The organism is Sphingomonas gei (assembly GCF_004792685.1).
Taxonomy (GTDB): Bacteria; Pseudomonadota; Alphaproteobacteria; order Sphingomonadales; family Sphingomonadaceae; genus Sphingomonas; species Sphingomonas gei.
The window spans coordinates 325,485-344,275 of record NZ_SRXT01000004.1; the positions used below are offsets into that span (position 1 = coordinate 325,485).

Annotated in this window: 17 protein-coding genes; 7 read left to right on the top strand and 10 right to left on the bottom strand. The window is 67.9% G+C overall.

Features of this window, described 5'->3' with window-relative positions:
- Positions 1 to 71 precede the first annotated feature (71 nt).
- The gene (locus E5A73_RS11450; protein WP_135963954.1) at positions 72 to 1,370 is read left to right on the top strand and encodes a NupC/NupG family nucleoside CNT transporter; all 1,299 of its coding nucleotides are present in this window, start codon (positions 72 to 74) and stop codon (positions 1,368 to 1,370) included.
- On the opposite strand, the gene E5A73_RS11455 is transcribed toward E5A73_RS11450, so the two are convergent.
- Positions 1,367 to 2,236 carry a 3-hydroxyacyl-CoA dehydrogenase NAD-binding domain-containing protein gene (locus E5A73_RS11455; RefSeq protein ID WP_135963955.1) on the bottom strand — a complete coding sequence of 290 codons (870 nt, stop codon included), beginning with the start codon at positions 2,234 to 2,236 and terminating at the stop codon, positions 1,367 to 1,369. The two genes, E5A73_RS11450 and E5A73_RS11455, sit on opposite strands and share 4 nt — an antisense overlap.
- A 72-nt stretch (positions 2,237 to 2,308) precedes the next feature.
- Between E5A73_RS11455 and E5A73_RS11460 the strand changes: the two genes are divergently transcribed.
- Positions 2,309 to 3,301: a DUF1176 domain-containing protein gene (locus E5A73_RS11460; protein WP_168355904.1), complete on the top strand. Its 993-nt coding sequence runs from the start codon at positions 2,309 to 2,311 to the stop codon at positions 3,299 to 3,301.
- Between the two features lie 4 nt (positions 3,302 to 3,305).
- On the opposite strand, the gene egtD is transcribed toward E5A73_RS11460, so the two are convergent.
- From egtD to E5A73_RS11475, 3 genes are read right to left on the bottom strand one after another with little or no spacing between them, the layout of a single operon-like run.
- Positions 3,306 to 4,283 carry an L-histidine N(alpha)-methyltransferase gene (gene egtD, locus E5A73_RS11465; RefSeq protein ID WP_135963957.1) on the bottom strand — a complete coding sequence of 326 codons (978 nt, stop codon included), beginning with the start codon at positions 4,281 to 4,283 and terminating at the stop codon, positions 3,306 to 3,308.
- Positions 4,284 to 4,285: 2 nt separating this feature from the next.
- Positions 4,286 to 5,614, bottom strand: a complete 1,329-nt coding sequence (gene egtB / locus E5A73_RS11470; protein ID WP_135963958.1) for an ergothioneine biosynthesis protein EgtB — start codon at positions 5,612 to 5,614, stop codon at positions 4,286 to 4,288.
- Positions 5,615 to 5,665: 51 nt separating this feature from the next.
- Positions 5,666 to 6,223: a cob(I)yrinic acid a,c-diamide adenosyltransferase gene (locus E5A73_RS11475; RefSeq protein ID WP_135963959.1), complete on the bottom strand. Its 558-nt coding sequence runs from the start codon at positions 6,221 to 6,223 to the stop codon at positions 5,666 to 5,668.
- A 131-nt stretch (positions 6,224 to 6,354) separates the two neighbouring features.
- Here E5A73_RS11475 and E5A73_RS11480 point away from each other — a divergent pair, with 131 nt between their 5' ends.
- Complete coding sequence (locus E5A73_RS11480; RefSeq protein WP_168355905.1) at positions 6,355 to 6,684, top strand: PilZ domain-containing protein; 330 nt, start codon at positions 6,355 to 6,357, stop codon at positions 6,682 to 6,684.
- Positions 6,685 to 6,818: 134 nt separating this feature from the next.
- Here E5A73_RS11480 and E5A73_RS11485 read toward each other — a convergent pair whose 3' ends face one another.
- Together E5A73_RS11485 and E5A73_RS11490 are read right to left on the bottom strand one after the other, a co-directional pair.
- Positions 6,819 to 7,049 (bottom strand): twin transmembrane helix small protein, encoded by a 231-nt coding sequence (locus E5A73_RS11485; protein WP_135963961.1) that lies wholly within the window; start codon positions 7,047 to 7,049, stop codon positions 6,819 to 6,821.
- Positions 7,050 to 7,058: 9 nt separating this feature from the next.
- Positions 7,059 to 8,027, bottom strand: a complete 969-nt coding sequence (locus E5A73_RS11490; protein WP_135963962.1) for a glutamyl-Q tRNA(Asp) synthetase — start codon at positions 8,025 to 8,027, stop codon at positions 7,059 to 7,061.
- Between the two features lie 96 nt (positions 8,028 to 8,123).
- Here E5A73_RS11490 and E5A73_RS11495 point away from each other — a divergent pair, with 96 nt between their 5' ends.
- The 4 genes from E5A73_RS11495 (at position 8,124) to E5A73_RS11510 (ending at position 12,954) form a co-directional block, all read left to right on the top strand.
- On the top strand, positions 8,124 to 8,690 hold the full coding sequence (locus E5A73_RS11495) for an HNH endonuclease (RefSeq protein WP_135963963.1): 567 nt from the start codon (positions 8,124 to 8,126) through the stop codon (positions 8,688 to 8,690).
- A gap of 212 nt (positions 8,691 to 8,902) precedes the next feature.
- Positions 8,903 to 10,999: a transglycosylase domain-containing protein gene (locus E5A73_RS11500; RefSeq protein ID WP_135963964.1), complete on the top strand. Its 2,097-nt coding sequence runs from the start codon at positions 8,903 to 8,905 to the stop codon at positions 10,997 to 10,999.
- Between the two features lie 39 nt (positions 11,000 to 11,038).
- Positions 11,039 to 12,040 carry a threonine aldolase family protein gene (locus E5A73_RS11505; protein WP_135963965.1) on the top strand — a complete coding sequence of 334 codons (1,002 nt, stop codon included), beginning with the start codon at positions 11,039 to 11,041 and terminating at the stop codon, positions 12,038 to 12,040.
- Entirely contained in the window at positions 12,037 to 12,954 is a 918-nt protein-coding gene (locus E5A73_RS11510) for a DMT family transporter (RefSeq protein ID WP_135963966.1), read from the top strand. The genes E5A73_RS11505 and E5A73_RS11510 overlap by 4 nt, the downstream gene beginning before the upstream one ends.
- On the opposite strand, the gene E5A73_RS11515 is transcribed toward E5A73_RS11510, so the two are convergent.
- Genes E5A73_RS11515 through E5A73_RS11530 form a run of 4 tightly spaced genes read right to left on the bottom strand, consistent with a single transcriptional unit; the run spans position 12,864 to position 18,707 of the window.
- On the bottom strand, positions 12,864 to 13,703 hold the full coding sequence (locus tag E5A73_RS11515; protein WP_135963967.1) for an SDR family oxidoreductase: 840 nt from the start codon (positions 13,701 to 13,703) through the stop codon (positions 12,864 to 12,866). The genes E5A73_RS11510 and E5A73_RS11515 overlap by 91 nt on opposite strands.
- Before the next feature lie 3 nt (positions 13,704 to 13,706).
- Entirely contained in the window at positions 13,707 to 15,407 is a 1,701-nt protein-coding gene (locus E5A73_RS11520) for a M20/M25/M40 family metallo-hydrolase (protein ID WP_240700142.1), read from the bottom strand.
- A gap of 59 nt (positions 15,408 to 15,466) precedes the next feature.
- A complete protein-coding gene (locus tag E5A73_RS11525; protein WP_240700143.1) occupies positions 15,467 to 17,035 on the bottom strand; it encodes a M20/M25/M40 family metallo-hydrolase in 1,569 nt (522 codons plus the stop codon).
- A gap of 1 nt (position 17,036) precedes the next feature.
- Positions 17,037 to 18,707 (bottom strand): M28 family metallopeptidase, encoded by a 1,671-nt coding sequence (locus E5A73_RS11530; RefSeq protein WP_135963969.1) that lies wholly within the window; start codon positions 18,705 to 18,707, stop codon positions 17,037 to 17,039.
- Positions 18,708 to 18,791 lie beyond the last annotated feature (84 nt).

Genomic DNA, 18,791 nt, shown 5'->3' on the forward strand with positions numbered 1-18,791 from the left:
CGCCCGCAGCGTGTATGCTCCCGGTTTTGCTGGCCAAATCGGGGAGCCGGCTCGGGGGCGCAGACCAGCGGATGACTCAGTTTCCGATCGGCATTTTTGGTATCATCGCGATCCTCGCGATCGCCTGGCTGCTTTCGGGCAACCGGCGGGCGATCCGGCTGCGCGTCGTCGGCTCGGCATTTGCGTTGCAGGCCGGGATAGCGGTCCTCGTGCTGCGTACCGAATGGGGCAAGGCCGCGCTGCACGGGCTGTCGAACGGCGTCTCGGCGCTGCTCGGCTATGCCGGGGCGGGCACCAGCTTCCTGTTCGGCCCGCTCGCCAGGCCAGAGCTCGGCGGGCAGAGCTTCGCGATCGCGGCGCTCCCCGTGATCATCTTCTTCGCGGCCTTGGTGTCGATCCTGTACCATGTCGGCGTGATGCAGTTCGTCATCCGCTGGATCGGCGGGGGAATCGAGAAAGTGGTGGGCACCAGCAAGGTCGAATCCTTGTGCGCCGCCGCCAACATCTTCGTCGGGCAGAGCGAGTCGCCACTGGTGATCCGCCCCTATCTGGCGCGGCTGACTCCGCCGCAATTGTTTGCGGTGATGACCGTGGGCATGGCGGGTGTCGCGGGGACGATCCTCGCCGCCTATGCCAGCCTGCTCGGGCCGCAGGCTTTGCCCTATCTGCTCGCCGCGTCGTTCATGGGAGCGCCGGGCGGGCTGCTGATGGCCAAGATCATCATGCCCGACGAGCTTGTCCCGGCAAACGGCGAACTGCCGCTCGGCGACGATCCCGAAGACCAAGTGATCAAGGTCGCCGAGCACGACCTCGAGGAGGAGCGCGCCGCCAATCTGATCATGGCCGCGGCGACCGGCGCATCGACCGGCGTCAAGATCGCCGTCGCGGTGGGCGCGATGGTGCTGGCATTCGTCGCCCTGGTCGCGCTCGCCAACGGGCTGCTCGGCGGGGCGGGAAACTGGGTGGTCTATGCCAGCGGCAATGCCGAATGGGCGCAATGGTTCAAGGATCTCAGCTTCCAGAAGATCATCGGCAGCGTGTTCGCGCCGGTGATGTACCTGCTCGGCATCTCGTGGCACGAGGCGACTGCGGCGGGCGGGCTGTTCGGCACCAAGGTCGTGCTCAACGAATTCGTCGCGTTCATCCAGCTCGGCGAGATGAAGGATCTCGCGCCGCGCACCGTGGCGATCATCACCTTCGCGCTGTGCGGCTTCGCCAATTTCAGCTCGATCGCCATCCAGATGGCGGCGACCGGCAGCCTCGCCCCCAACCAGCGCCCGATGATCGCCAAGCTCGGCATCCGCGCGCTGATCGCGGGCAGCCTGGCGAACCTGATGAGCGCGGCGCTGGCGGGGCTGTTGCTGCCTTAGCGCGTCGGCACCGGCTCCGGCCCCGAATAATCGTAGAAGCCGCGCTTGGTCTTGCGGCCGTACCAGCCCGCCTCGACATATTTGACCAGCACGGGCGCCGGCCGGAATTTGGGGTCGCCGGTGCCTTCGAACAGCACGCGGGTGATCTCCAGGCACGTGTCTAGCCCGATGAAATCGGCAAGCGCGAACGGACCCATCGGATGGTTGAGCCCGAGCTGGCAGGCGGCGTCGATATCGGGGATCGTTGCGACGCCCTCGCCGAGCGCGAAGCAGGCTTCGTTGAGCATCGGCATCAGCACGCGATTGACGATGAAGCCCGGCGCGTCGTTGGCGTGGACGATGCGCTTGCCGAGTGACTCGCCGAATTTCTCGACCGCCGCCACCGTCGCGTCCGACGTGGCAAGGCCACGGATCAATTCGATCAGTCCCATCACCGGCACCGGGTTGAAGAAGTGCACCCCCATGAAACGCGCGGCATCGGGCGCGGCTTGGGCGAGGCGGGTGATCGGGATCGACGAGGTGTTGCTCGCGAGGATCGCGTCTGGGCCAAGTGCCTTGCCGACCGTCTCGAAGATCGTCCGCTTGACCGCCTCGCGCTCGGTCGCCGCCTCGATCACCAGCGCACAGGGCGCCATCGCGGCAAGTTCACCGATCGGCGTGATACGGCCGAGCGCCGCTTCGGCATCGGCGGCGCTGATCTTTTCCTTCTCGACCGCGCGGGCGAGCTGCTTGCCGATCCCGGCCTTGCCCGCCTCGGCCCGCGCCTGGTCCATGTCGGAGAGCAATACCGAATAGCCCGCCTGCGCCGAAACCTGCGCGATGCCCGCGCCCATCTGTCCCGCGCCGATCACTCCAACCGTCTGCATCGTCCGTCTCCACGATCAACTTATGCGCTGCCCCTACCGCCCCGCGCCGGGCTCGGCTAGACGCCGGGGATGTTGACGCTCGCGCTCCTGCTCCTCGCCGCCGATCCCGCCGCCGGCGCCTCGCAGACCTATGGCGACTGGGCGGTGGCCTGCGACAATCTCGCAATCTGCGAGATGACCTCGCTGATGGGCGAAGGCGACTGGCCCGAGGATGGCCCGCTGGCGGCCTCGATCCGCCGCGCGCCGGGGCCGCAGGGCGGCTTCGAAATTACGGTCGATTCGGCCAAGGCGACCGATAACGTCGCGCTCAGGATCGACGGCAAGCCGGTGGCGCAGGGCGTACCGAAAGACGGCGCGGTGCGGTTCGGTGGCGCCGAAGCCGCGCGCATCGTCGCCGCTTTGATCGAGGGAAGCGCGCTCACGCTCGCCAACGCCAGGGGGACGATCGCCACGATCTCGCTCAAGGGGTCCTCCGCGGCGCTGCGCTTCATCGATGCCGGGCAGGGCCGTGCCGGCACCGTCACCGCGGCGGCGGCCAAGGGCGCGAAGCCCGCCGCCAGCGTTCCTGCCGGGCCCGCGGTGCCGCGCATCGCCGCATTGCGTAGCGGCGGCACGCCCGCCACCGTGAGCGCCGTGTTGCGCAAGCAAATGGAAAAGGCTGCGGGCTGCGACGAGGACCTGGCCGAGTCCGACAAGGAAAGCGCGGTTCAGACCTTCGCGCTGGGGGGCGGTGCGACTCTGGCGCTGCTGCCGTGCGGCAGTGGCGCCTACAACATCAACAGCGTGCCCTTCGTCGTGCGCGGCGGCAAGGCGGCGGTCGCCGATATGGATTATTCGGGCGACGGCAGCGGCGAGGCGGCGATGCTCACCAATGCGTGGTGGGACGCCAAGACCAGCGTGCTGGGCACCCACGCCAAGGGCCGCGGGATCGGCGATTGCGGCGAGAGCGCGAGCTATGTCTGGAACGGCAAGGGCTTCCGCCTGATCGAGCTGCGGTCGATGGGCGAGTGCCGCGGATCGATCAACTGGCTGCGAACCTGGAAGGCCGAGCCGGTCTATCGCTGAACGGTCACGGCGCCGTCCGCAGCGGCTGCGCTTCGCACAGCACCAGCGCGAACCAGTCCTTGGGATCGGTCCATTCGCGGATCGGCGTCCAGCCGCCGGCGCGCAGCAGCATGCGGGCACCATTGGGGCCATATTTGTGGCTGTTCTCGGTATGGATCGTCTCGCCCGCCGCCATCTCGAACGCCCGGCCGTCGACGCTGAAGGTCACGTCGCGCTGCGCCTCGAGGTGCATCTCGATGCGGGCGGCATCGGGGTTCCATATCGCACGGTGGCGGAACGCGTCGACCGGGATCGTGCCCGCAAGCTCGCGATTGATCCGCTCGAGCAAATTGAGGTTGAACGCGGCAGTGACGCCCTGCGCGTCGTCATAAGCCGGGATCAATATGTCGGGCGACTTGACCCGGTCCATCCCGATCAGCAGTCGTGCGCCTTCGCCCAGCCAGTCGCGCATCGCGCGGAGCAGATCGACCGCGTGATAGGCATTCATGTTGCCGATCGTCGATCCGGGGAAGAAGCCGAGCTTGGGCAACCCCGAGACTTCGCCCGGCAGCGGCAGCGGGCGCAGGAAATCGGCCTCGACCGGAAGCACCGGAAGTCCCGGGAAGCTGCCGGCGAGCGCCTGCGCCGAATGACGGAGGAATTCGCCCGAAATGTCGATCGGCACATACGCGGCGGGGTGAATCGCGCGCAGCAGGATCGGCGTCTTGGCCGACGAGCCCGAGCCGAACTCGACCACCGCGGCATTGCGCGCCGCGAGCGCGCCCAGTTGCGGGCCGATCTGCATCAGCAATGCCGTCTCGGTGCGCGTCGGATAATATTCGGGCAGGTCGGTGATCGCTTCGAACAATTCGGAGCCGCGGCGATCGTAGAACCAGCGTGCGGGGATCGCCCGCGGCCGCGCGGCGAGGCCGGTCAGCACATCGGCGCGGAAATTGGGATCGGCGAGGCCGCGCTCGCCATCCTCTTGTTCCTGCTTGAGCATCGTTACAGATCCTTGGCCAGGCGTACGCCGGTGAACTGCCAGCGCTGGTGCGGATAGAAGAAGTTGCGATAGCTTGCCCGGACATGCCCGCGCGGCGTCGCGCAGCTGCCGCCGCGCAGCACGAACTGGCCGCTCATGAACTTGCCGTTATATTCGCCGACTGCGCCTTCGGCGGCGCGGAAGCCCGGATAGGGGCGGAAGGCGCTGCCGGTCCATTCCCAGACATCGCCGAAAAAGGCGGGGCCACCAGACGACGGACGTGGCTCGACGGCACCGGCGGCATCGAGCTGGTTGCCGCCGTTCGAGTCATGGCCGCTCGCCGCCGCCTCCCATTCGAATTCAGTAGGCAGCCGCGCGCCGGCCCAGCCGGCATAGGCATCGGCCTCGAAGAAGCTGACATGGGCCACCGGCGCGGCCGGATCGACCGGGCGGCGGCCGTCGAGCCCGAAGCGGCTCCAGCCGCCCTCGCTCCGCTCCCAATATAGCGGCGCAACGATGCCTTGCGCTTGCACCCATGCCCAGCCGTCCGAAAGCCAGTGGCGCGGCTCGGCATAGCCGCCGTCGGCGATGAACGCGGCCCATTCGCCATTGGTGACGGTGCGATCGGCGAGCGCGTGCGGATGGAGCAAGGCGGCGTGGCGCGGCCCTTCGCAATCGAAGGCGAAGCCGGAACCGGCCGCATCGATCGTATCGCCGGTTGACTCGCTTGACTCGATACGCGTGTTTTCACGCTTGCTTGACTCGTCGTGCCCGACCTCGACCAGCCCCGTCCTGCCCTCGATCCACTCGACCGGCCCGGGCATCGCGACCGGGACCTTGGGCGCGCCCTGCCACATTGCCGGCTGGAGCGGATTCACCGAGAAATGATGGAGAATGTCGGTGAGCAGCAGTTCCTGATGCTGCTCCTCGTGATGGCAGCCCAGCGCGACCAGATCGCGCGCGTCGGCCGGCAGATCGGGAAGCGCACCCAGCAACGCCGCGTTCACCGTGGCGCGATAGCCCATAATCTCGTCGAGCGAAGGACGCGACAGCATGCCGCGACGCGGACGGGCGTGGCGCTGGCCCTCGGCTTCGTAATAGCTGTTGAACAGGAACGGGAAACGATCGTCCTGCACGCGGTAGCCGGGCACGTGATCGCGCAGCACGAAGGTCTCGAAGAACCACGTCGTATGCGCCAAATGCCATTTGGCGGGCGAGGCATCGTCCATCGACTGAATCGTCGCATCGGCATCCGAGAGCGGCGCGACGAGCGCGGCGCTGAGCGCACGAACCGCGGCGAAACGGGACGCGAGCGCGGAGGGATCCGGGTTTACGTCGCGCTCCGTTCTCATAATGTTCCTCTAGATCGCGGCGGCCGTAGCGTCAATAGAAATCAATCTAGATCAGCGCGATGCCCCCGGTACCCACAGAACGTCACCCGCGCCGTTTAGGTTCATCGCACGCGCGGCGACGAACAGCAGATCGGACAGGCGGTTGAGGTAGGTGAGCGCTTCGGGGCGCAACGCAACCTGGGCGCCGGCTGCCACGGTCGTCCGCTCGGCGCGCCGCACCACGGCGCGCGCAAGGTGCAGCGCCGCGGCGCCGGGCTCGCCCGCGGGAAGGATGAAGCTGGTCAGCGGATCGAGCGCGGTATTGAGGTGGTCGATCCGCTCCTCGAGCCATTCGATCTGGCCGGGCACGATGCGCAGCGCGCCTTCGATCTCGACCGGGGTGGCGAGATCGGCGCCGAGATCGAACAAGTCGTTCTGGATTCGGGCGAGCATCTCGCTGAAACTGCCCGGGCCGATCGCGGCGCGCGCCACGCCGATCGCGCTGTTGGCTTCGTCGACATCGCCGATCGCCGCCATCCGCGGATCGGCCTTCGACACGCGCGATCCGTCGACCAGCCCGGTGCTGCCGTCGTCGCCCGTCCGCGTGTAGATCTTGTTGAGCTTGACCATCGGCGCGGTCCTACGCCCGCATCACGCGATTTGCCATGGCTTGCGGCGAACGCAGTTACTCCGTCGCTAAGGCTATCGCGAGAGGCTGCGTAAACATCCTCATGCCAAAGGTGAGCCAGGGGAGTCTCGCCATGAACCCGATCGACGACAAGAACGATGCTCTGATCGCCCGGCTCGCCGAAGCCGACCGACGCACCAATCCGCGCACTCCGACTGCGCTGACTGCGACGATCCGCGCCAGCGGCGAAGTGCGCCGGATCAAGGGCGAAGTCGCCGACGTCTCGATCGAGGGCTGCAAGATCTACACCTGGGGTCTGCACGAAGGCGACGAAGTGTGGATCGCGATCGCGCATCTCGCGCCGATGCCGGCCCGGGTGTGCTGGGCCGGCGAAGGCGTGGTGGGGCTCAAGTTCAAGGGCACGCTGCACCAGTCGCTGGTGACGCATCTCGGCTTCCTATAGGCCTAATGGGGGCGAGACGATGCGCCGTCCGCCCCTGCTCGATCTCGAACTGGTGGTGCTGATCGGCGTGATGCTGGTCGCGTTGATCTGGTGCGTGGCGATGCTGATCCGCTGAGCGGGCGCGACTCCGGCGATCAGCCCTTGGAAGACATGATCAGCAGGATCAGCGCGATGATCGCGATCGCCACTGCCTGGAACAGGATGCGCTGCTGCATCAGTTTGTTCGAGCGGAGCGCGCGCTCGCTCGGGCCGTCGCCTTCGAGATCCTTGGTGGTGGTCTGGGCCATGTTGACCAGCCCCTTGATGAGCACGAAGACCACCGCGAGCATCGCGGCAATGAGCAGGGCGGCAAGGAAGAAGGTCATGCCGGCTCCCTACGCCTTTGCCGGCGCGAAGCCAACTGGCAGCAGCCCTGCACGCAACCGATCGGCGAGCGCGCGGCCATCCTCGCCGGCGAGGCGCATCGCCTCGAGGCTCGGCGCGCCGTGGCGCTTGGCGAGGCGCTGGCCGTCGGGGCCGAGCAGCAATGCGTGGTGGCGGTATTCCGGGGTCGGCAGGCCGAGCAGCGCCTGGAGCAGGCGGTGGATATGGGTGGCGTGGAACAGGTCCTTGCCGCGGACGACATGCGTGATCCCCTGCGCGGCATCGTCGACGGTGACTGCGAGATGGTAGGAAGCGGGGGCGTCCTTTCGGGCGAGGACGACATCGCCATGGGCGAGCGGGTCGGCGCGGACTGAGCCGGCGAGCGCGTCGTGCCACGTCAAATCCCTCTCCCTTTGGGAGAGGGAGGGAGCCGGCATAGCCGGCGGAAGGGTGAGGGCAGCATGTCGAAACGTGCTGGCCTCACCCTTCCCACCGCCTGACGGCGGCGGGCCCCTTCCCTCTCCCAAAGGGAGAGGGAGCTCGATCGCCCGCCCTACATCGAGCCGCCAGCTGTGCGGCCTGGACAGGTCCGGCGTCGCAAGCCCGCGGCAAGTCCCCGGATACACCGCCCCTTCGGATCCGTGCGGCGCCGACAGGCTCGCGGCGATGTCGGCGCGGGTGCAGAAGCAGGGGTAGAGCAGCCCCATGACGCGGAGCCGGTCCAGCGCCTGCTGGTAGAGGTCCAGCCGCCGCGACTGGAAGGTCACAGGACCGTCCCAGCCCAGCCCCAGCCATTCGAGATCGCGCAAAATCGCCTCGACATGCTCGCGCCGGCTGCGGGTGCCGTCGATATCTTCGATGCGCAGGCTGAAGCGCCCGCCCGCGACGCGCGCGAAATCATGCGCCTGGATCGCCGAAAAGGCATGGCCGAGGTGAAGCCGCCCGGTCGGGCTCGGCGCGAATCGGGTGTGCACTTCCATCAAACCGGCCCTTGACCGCGAGTCGCGGCATATGCTGTCATGTGCCCGTCACCGTTGCCGGTCAGGTAGGGGCGGCCGCAATTGGTGAGGGAGCGCATGTATCATCCCGATCTTATTCGTCATCCGGACAGTTGCCCCGCGCTCGTGCTCAACGCCGATTTCACGCCGCTCAGTTACTATCCGCTCAGCGTGTGGCCGTGGCAGACCGCGATCAAGGCGCTGTTCCTCGATCGGGTCGACGTCGTCTCCTTCTACGAACGCGAGGTGCGAAGTCCCAGCGCGAGGCTGAAGCTGCCTTCGGTCATCGCGCTCAAACAATATGTTCGCCCCTCGCAATTCCCCGCCTTCACGCGCTTCAACCTGTTCCTCCGCGACAAATTCTCCTGCCAATATTGCGGGACCCAGCGCGACCTCACCTTCGACCATGTCATTCCCCGCGCCCAGGGCGGGCGTACCACCTGGGAAAATGTCGCGACTGCCTGCGCGCCGTGCAACCTAAAAAAGGGCGGGCGCACGCCCAAACAGGCGGCGATGCCGCTTCATATCGAGCCGATCCGGCCGACCAGCTGGCAGCTCCAGGAGCATGGCCGCCGCTTCCCGCCGCATTATCTCCACCAGACCTGGCGCGACTGGCTGTATTGGGACGTCGAACTGGAGGCCTGAACGCCTTTCCTTGCGCCGCGCGCCGTATTATCCTAACAATACACCGTGTTGTGCTTTTCCCAAGCGCCAGGGGCGGATAAGAGGCGCTGATGGCCCGTGAACCCGGCTCCGACGACGTCCGCTTCCCGCTCAGGCGACCGACCGACTCGGCCACGGACTCGCGTGCGCCGGCGCGCGCCTGGCGCCCGAAGGCCGAGGCCGCGCCGCCCGCGATGACGATCGGCGTGCCGGTGCCCGAGGCGCCACGGCCCAGCCTGACCTCCGATCCGTTCTGGCGCACCGCGTCTCCGCCGCCTCCGCCGCCACCGCCCGGGCCTCCCGACGGAACGCCGCCGTCGGGCGATGGCGACGCGCCCGAACTTCCCGTCGCTCGGAAACGCTTCCGCTTTCGCTGGCGCTGGCTGAGCTGGGGCGTGGCCGGGCTGATCCTGCTGTTCGTGCTGGCGGTCGCGTGGCTGGCGCTGACCGCGCCCTTGTCCAAGTCGCTACAGCCGCCGGCGCCGCCTTCGATCACTCTGCTCTCGGCCGAAGGCAAGCCGATCGCGCGGCGCGGCGCGGTGATCGCCGCCCCGGTCGACGTGTCGAAACTGCCCGAGCATGTTGGCGCGGCGTTCGTCGCGATCGAGGACCGGCGCTTCTTCGGGCATCTCGGCGTCGATCCGCGCGGCATCCTGCGCGCCTTCTTCCACAATGCGACCAGCGATGGCGGTTCGCAGGGCGGCAGCACGATCACCCAGCAGCTCGCCAAGAATGCCTTCCTGACCTCCGACCGGACGATGACGCGCAAGCTGCGCGAAGTGATGATCGCATTCTGGCTCGAGGCGTGGCTGTCGAAGGACGAGATTCTCTCGCGCTATCTCTCGAACGTCTATTTCGGCGACAACGTCTATGGCCTGCGCGCCGCCGCGCAGCATTATTTCAGCACTGCGCCGGAGAATCTGACGGTGAGCCAGGCGAGCCTGCTCGCCGGGCTGGTCAAGGCGCCGAGCCGGCTGGCGCCGACGGGCAACCTCAAGGGCGCGCGCGACCGGCAGCGGCTGGTGATCGGCGCGATGGTCGCCAGCGGCGCGCTGACCGAAGCCGAGGCGGCGCGGGTGCGCCCGGCGGTGCTCAGGGTGAGCAAAAGCAAGGAATTGCCCAACGGGACCTATTTCGCCGATTGGGTGCTGCCCGAGGCGCGCGACCGCGCCGGCGGCGTCGCCACCGAGCAGACCGTGCGCACTACGCTGGAGACCAATATCCAGACCGCCGCCGAGCGCGCGGTGCGCGGCGCCGGACTTCGCAAGACCCAGATCGCGCTGGTCGCGATGCGGCCCGACGGGCGAGTCGTGGCGATGGTCGGCGGCAAGAATTATCGCGACAGCCCGTTCAACCGTGCCACCCAGGCGCGGCGCCAGCCGGGATCGACCTTCAAGCTGTTCGTCTATCTCGCGGCGCTGCGCTCGGGGATGACGCCCGACAGCATCGTCGACGATTCGCGCGTGACGATCGGCGAATGGTCGCCGACCAACAGCGACGGGCGCTATGCCGGCAAGATCACCCTGCGCCAGGCGTTCGCCAAATCGAGCAACGTGGTGGCGGCGCGGCTGACCAACGAGATCGGCGTCGGCAAGGTGATCCGCGCGGCGCGCGACCTCGGCATCTCGACTCCGATCGCCAACGAAGCCTCGATCGGGCTCGGAACCTCGTCGGTGTCCTTGCTCGAATTGACCGCAGCCTATGCCGCGGTGGCCAATGGCAGCTATCCGGTGCGCCCGCGCGGGCTCAACGACGATGATTCGGCGGACGACTGGCTCGCCGCGCGGCTGGGTTCGGCGACGCGAATCCCGGGCGGCGAACTCGAGGATCTGCGTTCGATGCTCCAGACGGTGGTGACGTCGGGGACCGGGCGCAGCGCGGCATTGTCGATCCCCGCCTTCGGCAAGACCGGCACGACCCAGGATGCGCGTGATGCGTGGTTCATCGGCTATGCCGGCGATCTGGTAGCGGCGGTGTGGATCGGCAATGACGACAATTCGCCGATCCCCGGTCTTTCGGGCGGCGGGATCCCGGCGCGGGTATGGCGCGATTTCATGATGCGCGCATTGGGCGTGTCGCTGCCGCCGGCGCCGGTGGTGGAAGACGAATTCGACAACGAGATGACGCTCGACGACGTGCTCAACAGCGTCGGCGATTTCGTCGAGGGTTCGGGCGTGGAGACCGACGTGCAGGGGCCGCGCGACCGACCGGAGGACGAGGAACTCCCGCCCGAGGACGACGTGCCGGGCCCGCCGCCGCGCGGCTATGACGGGCGGCGCGGCGAGGAATAGGGGAATTGACCTGACGGGCGCGGCTCCGCAATGCGGGGCATGCGCTTTTTCTCCGACAATGCCGCCCCGGTCTGCAGCCAAGTGCTCGAGGCGCTGGCGCGGGCGAACACGCTCGACACTGCTTATGACGGCGATCGCTGGTCGCAACAGCTCGATGGCGCGTTTTCCGAGCTGTTCGAAACCCCGGTGCGGGCTTTGTGGGTACCGTCGGGGACGTCGGCGAATGCACTGGCGCTCGCCGCCTTGTGCCCGCCGCACGGCAGCGTCGTGTGCCACCGCGATGCGCATATCCAGAACGACGAGTGCGGCGCGCCCGAATTCTACACCCACGGCGCCAAATTGGCGCTCGCCGAGGGGCCCGGCGCCAAGCTGACTCCGGATGGCGCGACGGCGGTGCTCGACCGCGTCCAGAGCGGCGTCCATTGGGTTCAGCCGCACGCACTCTCGATCACCAACGCCACCGAATACGGCCTCGTTTATTCGCCCGACGAGGTCGCGGCGATCGGCGAACTCGCCAAAGCGCGCAAACTGGGTCTGCATATGGACGGCGCACGCTTTGCAAATGCCGTTGCGCACCTCGATTGCGCGCCGGCGGACGTGACGTGGCGCGCTGGCGTCGACATACTCAGCTTCGGCTTCGTCAAGAATGGCGGGATGAGTGCCGAGGCGCTGATCTTCTTCCGAACCGAGTTGGCCGATGCGACGCTCTACCGGCGCAAACGCGCAGGGTTGCTGTTGTCGAAAGGCCGCTATCTGGCGGCGCAGTTGCTGGCGATGCTCGACGGCGATCTGTGGCTGGCCAATGCGCGCGCGGCCAATGCCGGAGCGCAATTGCTGGCGCAGGCGGCGGGCGATCGGCTGGCGCATCCGGTCGAAGCGAATGAAGTGTTCCTCAAGGTCACGCCCGAGGAGGCCGCGTCGCTGCGGGCGTTGGGCTTCGATTTTTACGATTGGGCACCGGGCGAAGTGCGGCTGGTGACGTCGTGGGACCAGAGCGAGGACGCGATCCGGCCACTCGCGGACGCGATCGCGAAGCTGTGAGCGAGGCGCCGCCGCCCCAATCCGCCCGCCTCTCCGTCCTGATCCCGTTCCTCGTCGTCACATTCGTCTGGGGATCGACCTGGATCGTGATCCGCGACCAGCTCTCGGTGGTGCCGGCGAGCTGGTCGGTGGCGTATCGCTTTGCCGTCGCGGGGGTGGTGATCCTCGGCTGGGCGCTGATCCGGCGCGATTCGCTGCGACTAGACGCCCGCGGCTGGGGGTTTGCCGCGGCGCTCGGCTTCGCGCAGTTCGTGCTCAACTTCAACTTCGTCTACCGCGCCGAGCAGCACATCACTTCGGGGGTGGTGGCGATCGTCTATGCGCTGCTGCTGGTGCCCAATGCGATCCTCGCGCGGATCTTCCTCGGCCAGTTGATGGGGCGCCAGCTGCTGATCGGATCGGCAGTGGCGATGGCGGGCGTGGCGTTGCTCTTCCTCCACGAGGCGCGGCTGAGCGACGCCGGGCCGGACGCGGCGCTGATCGGGATCGGTATCGCGTTGCTCGGTGTGCTCTCCGCCTCGATTGCCAATGTGATGCAGGCGACGAAGACCGCCAGGGCCTATCCGATGGCGACGACCTTGGGCTGGTCGATGCTGATCGGCGCGGCGATCGATGCGGCGTTCGCATGGGTCACCACCGGGCCGCCGGTGATCGAGATGCGGTGGAGCTATGTCGCGGGGACGCTCTATCTCGGGGTGTTCGGATCGGCTTTGGCCTTCACCATCTATTTCCAGCTGATCCGCACGATCGGCCCGGCCAAGGCAGCCTATACCAGCGTGCTGATCCCGGTGATCGCGATGCTGCTCTCGACCATCTTCGAAGGCTATCGCTGGTCGCTGCTCGCCGTGGCGGGGGCGGCATTGGTGATGATCGGGCTGGTGCTGGCGCTCAAGGCGCGCAGGCCCAATCGGTAATCGGGGAAACGCAGCCGCCAGCGCAGCACGCGCTTCGCCTTGCCGTTCGCGACGCGGCGGTTCTCCGAATAGAAGGCCTGCGCCTGCGGGCTGAGATCGGCCTGCTCCAACGGGACCAGCGGCGGCGCGGGCATGCCCAGCAGCGCGCAGGCATAAGCGACGACATCGCTTTGCGGTGCGGGCAGATCGTCGGCGAGGTTGTAGATCCCCGCCGGCGCGTTGAACCCCGCAACCACGCCGGCGACGAGATCTTCGAGATGGACGCGGCTGAAGACCTGCCCCGGGACATCGATCCGCGCGCCAGCGCCCCGGGCAATCCGGTCTAGCGGCGAACGGCCGGGGCCGTAGATTCCGGGCAGGCGGAACACGCGCGCGCCGAGCGCCAGCCACGCCGCATCCGCCTCGCTACGCGCCGTGCGGCGGCCGGTACCGGTGGGGGCGGTCTCGTCGACCCAGGCGCCGCGCGTATCGCCATAAACTCCGGTCGAGGACAGATAGCCGAGCCAGCCCCGCGCATCGGCGATCTGCGCGCCGAACGCCGCGAGGATCGGGTCGGCCTGGTCGGGCGCGACTGTCGAGACGATGTGCGTCGCATGGCCGATTTCAAAGGCCACCCGCTCGGCATCGGCAAAGGCGATGCTGTCGTCGCGCCCGTCGCGAGTTACCGCCGCGATGCGCCAGCCGCCGGGGGCGAGGTGCCGCGCGAGCGCCGTTCCGGTATAGCCGAGGCCGAAGATCAGCAGGCGCATCTGTCAGCGTGCGCCATGGCCGCCGAACGCGACGCCGAAGAAATCGCCCTTGTTCCAGCGCGGGCGGGCATCGGCATCGGCGATCGCGCGCGCGGCGGCATAATTGACGCGGGTGAACTTGGCCGCGGCGGCCCAGTCGATCGCCAGCGACAGATCGTCCGAAGGCTTGTGATAATGGCTGGCGAGAAACTCCTGCTGCGCCGCCGCGCCGGGGCCGCCGGGGCCGCTGTCGATCGAGACCGCCGGGACGCCCGCCTGGACGAAGCTGTAATGATCCGATCGGACGAAGAACATCTCCTCGGGCGCCGGATCGGGAACGACCCTGAGCCCTTCGGCCGCCGCCGCAGCAGCATAGGCCGCGCCGAGGCTCGAGCGCTCGCCGCCGAGCACGACGATGTCCTGCAGCGGATAGGTGAGGATCGGCATGTCGAGATTGATGTCGGCGACGAGGGCGCCGCCCGCCGGCAGGCCGGGACGCGCGGCGAAATAGCTCGAGCCGACCAGCCCCTTTTCCTCGGCGGTGAGCGCGACGAACAGGATCGAGCGGCGCGGCGGCTTGCCTGAAGCCTGGAAAGCGTGCGCCACTTCGAGCATCGCCGCCACCCCGGCGGCATTGTCCAGCGCCCCATTGTAGATCGCGTCGCCCTTTTCGGGTTCGCCGACGCCCATATGGTCGAGATGCGCCGACAGCACGACGAACTCGCCCCGCAGCGCTGGGTCCGAGCCCGGCAGGATGCCGACCACGTTGCTGCTGCGCGTCGTGCGCACGTTCGTTTTCGCGGCGACCTTGAGCGTTCCGGCGAGCGGGCCGGTGGGCATGCGCGTGCCGCTTAGCTCCGCGCCGAGCACGTCGCGCCAGCGGATCCGCGAGCCGGCGAACAGCTTTTCGGCACCTGCCTGGCCGAGCAACCCGACCACCGGCGCACCGGGCGACAGGATATGCGCCTTGCCGTCCGCGCCGATCCAGGTCGTCCGTTCGAAATCATAATAAGGCGCCATCGCCTCGATCGGGAATTCGGATCGGCGCTCGAGCGATTCGACGATGACCACTGCCCTGGCGCCGCGCGCCGCGGCGAGCCGCGCCTTCTGGTCGTCGTCGCCGAGATGCGCAGCGACCTCGCCCGGCAGTCCTTCGGGGACCCCGGCATAGATCGCGACGATCTTGCCGCGGACGTCGAGCCCGCGATAATCGTCGCGCTTGCCCTCGGGATAGACCAGGCCATAGCCCGCGAAGACGATCTGCCCTTCGGCAGCGAAAGCGGGGGTAGTGGCGATCCCCTGATTGACGAAGTCGATCCCGAACTGGAGCGGGATCGCCGTGCCGCCGCGGGTGAGCGTCCATTTCGCCTTTTCGGCGGGCTTGTAGGCGGCGAGCCCGACCGGCTGGAACCAGCTGCCCTCGGCGCCGGGCTTCAGCCCGAGCGCGAGCATCTGCGCCGCGACATATTCGGCGGCGATGTCGTACTCGTGCGTTCCCGCCTCGCGGCCGCGCAGCGCGTCCGAGGCGAGGAACCGGACATGCGCCTCGAGCGCGGCCTGCTCGGGCGGAAGCTGCTGGGCGTGGGCGGGCGAAGCAAGAAGCAGCGCGGCCCATAGAATTCCCCTCCCTGCAAGGGAGGGGTTAGGGGTGGGTTGCGACAATCGAGGCTCGATGCCCCGATTGTCGCGCTTTACTGCGCGCGCGCGCGCGGCTGCGCCGCGCACCCACCCCCAGCCCCTCCCTTGCAGGGAGGGGAGCAAGAAGAAGGGGGCTCGGAGCCAGCTCACTTCGCTCCGGCGCCGTTGTACAGCAGGCCGAAGAAATCGCCCTTGTTCCACAAGGGCCGCTGGTCGCCGTCGGCCAGCGCGCGGGCGATCGCGTAATTGAGCTTCACGAAGCGGACGCCTTGGCTGAAGTCGATCAGCGCCACTTCGTCCGATGGCTGGTGGTAGTGCTTCTCGCCGAATGCGTCGATCGCCGCTTTGCCGGGGCCCTTGGGGCCGGGCTCGAGCGACACCGCGGGAATGCCGGCGCGCACGAAGCTGTAATGATCCGAGCGCACGAAGCTGGCTTGCTCGGGCGCGGGATCGGGGGTGAGCGTCAGCCCCTCGGCCCTGGCGACCGCCGCCACGGTCGGCCCGATGCTGGTGCGATCGGCGCCGTAGACCACCAGGTCCTCGAACTTGTAAGTGAGCACCGGCATGTCGAGATTGACGTCGGCGACGATGCTGCCCTTGGGCACGGTCGGGTTGGCAGCGAAATAATCCGAGCCGACCAGCCCCTGTTCCTCGGCGGTGACCGCGACGAACAGAACCGAGCGGCGCGGGCGTTTGCCCGAGGCAGTGAATGCCCTGGCCACTTCGAGCATCGATGCGGTGCCGACGGCATTGTCCATCGCGCCGTTGTAGATCGTGTCGCCCTTCGCATCGGGATCGCCGACGCCGACATGATCGAGATGCGCCGAGATCACGACATATTCGGCCTTCTTGTCGGTGCCCTCGATCAGGCCGACGACATTGTTGCTGGTCAGCGTGCGGAGCGCGGTGTTGGCGGTGCCGGTCGCGGTGACGCCGAGCGGGCCGAGCGGCAGCTTCCTGTCGGCCTTGTCGGCGGCGAGCACCTCGTCCCATTTGATCTTCGAACCGGCAAACAGCCGGGCGGCACCGTCGAAGCCCAGATAGCTGAACGCCGGGGCGGCGCCGCCATCGGGCGACCCCTGCCAGGTCATCGCCTCGCTCTGGGCATGGGGGACGGTGGCGGCGAAGGAATAGATTGCGTGGCGGGCATTGCCCTCGATCAGGATGATGCCGATCGCGCCATGCGCGGCGGCGGTGCGGGACTGCTCGACCGGCGTGCCGAGATGCGCGCGAACGTCGCTCGCATTCGAGTGCGGCGCGTCGCGCAGGACCGCGACGATCGCGCCCTTGACGTGGAGGCCCTTATACTCCGCCTCGCTGCCATAGCCCGCGAAGACGACCGGGCCCGACAGCGAGAGCTTGGGATTCGACGGCACCGCGCGGGGAATATAATCCTTGCCCCATTCGAGTATTGTCTCGGCCGAACCGCGCTTGAGGACGAGGCTGCCATGGTCCGCCGGCTTGTAGGCGAGGAGCGGGACGGGCTGGAGCCACGCGCCGTTCGGTCCGCCCGGTTTCAATCCGACGGCGAGCATCTGCGCGGCGGCATATTGCTCGGCGACGGCAAGCTCGGGCGATCCAGTGTCGCGCCCGCGCATCGCATCCGAGGCGAGGAAGGCGACATGCGCCTTGAGCGCGGCCTCCGCAGGGGTGAGCTCCTGCGCGAGCGCAGGAGCGGCGAAGAGCAAAGGGAGGAGGATCAGGGCCTTGCGCAACTTACTTCTCCATCGGTCCGCCGAACAGCGTGCCGAAGAAGTCGCCTTTCTTCCACATCGGCTTGGCGTCGGCATCGGCAATCTCGCGGGCGATGCGATAATTGACGTCGACGAAGCGCGCGCCCGATTCCCAGTCGATCGCCGGCTGCTGGACCAGATCGTCGGAGGGCTGGTGGTAATGCGTGCTCAGGAACGCATCGGTCGCCGCCTTGCCCGGGCCCTTCTCGCCCGGCCACAGGAACACCGAGGGGATGCCCTGCTGGACGAAGCGATAATGGTCCGAGCGGACGAAGAACGCTTCGTCGGGACGCGGATCGCCGCCCATGCCGACGCCGATCTGCGCCGCGGCGCGCGCCACCGTCTCGCCCAGCGTCGAATGCGCCGCGCCGAACGGCGTGACGTCCTCGAACTTATAGGTGAGGATCGGCATGTCGAGATTGACGTCGGCGACGATGCTCTGCTTCGGCACGGTCGGATTCTGCGCGAAATAATCGGCACCGACGAGGCCCAGCTCTTCCGCGGTGACCGCCAGGAACAGCACCGAACGGCGCGGCGGCTTGCCCGAGGCCCCGAAGCGGCGCGCCTCCTCGATCAGCGAGGCCACGCCGACGGCATTGTCCATCGCGCCGTTATAGATCGTGTCGCCCTTCGCATCGGCCTTGCCGACGCCGACATGGTCGAGATGCGCCGACAGCACGACGACTTCCTTGCCGATCGCCGGATCGCTGCCGGGCAGGATCCCGGCGACATTGTAGCTGGTGATCGGCGTGTTGGCGGTGTTGAGCGTCACCGACAGCGTCACCGGCAGCTCGATCGCCTTGAACCTGGCATCATCGTCCTGGGCGAGCCTGGCGACGTCGGCCCATTTGACCCTGGCGCCGTCGAACAGCCGCGCGGCGGCGGCCTTGCTCAGCATGCCGAGCGCAGGCGCGGTCGGCGTGGGCAGGTGGCCGGTGCCGTCGGCCTCCGCCCAGGTCACCCGCGCGCGGTCCCAATTGGCGGCGACTGCGCTGAACGGATAGCTGCCATGGCCGGTGCGCGGCGATTCGAGGCTGATATAGCCGACCGCGCCCTTGCGCATGGCGATCTCGGCCTTCGACGCGGGGCTGCCGAAATGGGCGCGCTCCTCGGCGGGGAATTTCGACGGCGCACCACCGAAAAAGGCGACGATCTTGCCCTTCACGTCGACGCCCCTGTAATCGTCGCGACCCAGGCCGGCGATGCCATAGCCGACGAACACGACCGGCGCGGTCAGCTGATAGGCGGTCTTGCTCGGGTTGCCGGCGGGAAGATAGTCCTGGCCGAAGACCAGCGCGACCGGCTGGCCGCCCTTGCGCACGAACGCCATGCTGCCCTTGTCGGCGGGCTTGTAGCGGATCAGCGGCACCTTCTGGAGGTACGATCCCTGGTCGCCGGCGGGGCGCAGGCCCTGCTCGTAGAATTGCGACGCCACATATTGCGCGGCGATGTCATATTCGGCGCTGCCCGCCTCGCGGCCGCGCATCTGGTCCGAGGCGAGGAACATGATGTGGCTCTTGAGCGCCGCCTGGTCGGCGGGAAGCGCGGCGTTGCGCAAAGCATTGGTCTGGGCAATGGGGGCCGGGGCCTCCTGCGCGAGCGCCGGAACCGCGGCAAGCGCGACCAGGCCGAGCGGCGCAGTCAATCGAAGCATGGAAAGTCCTCAAGAGTCTGGAATGACTTACCGGTAGCAGCGCGCAACCGTTAGGCAAGCGCACAGTTTATGGTGGCGGGCCAA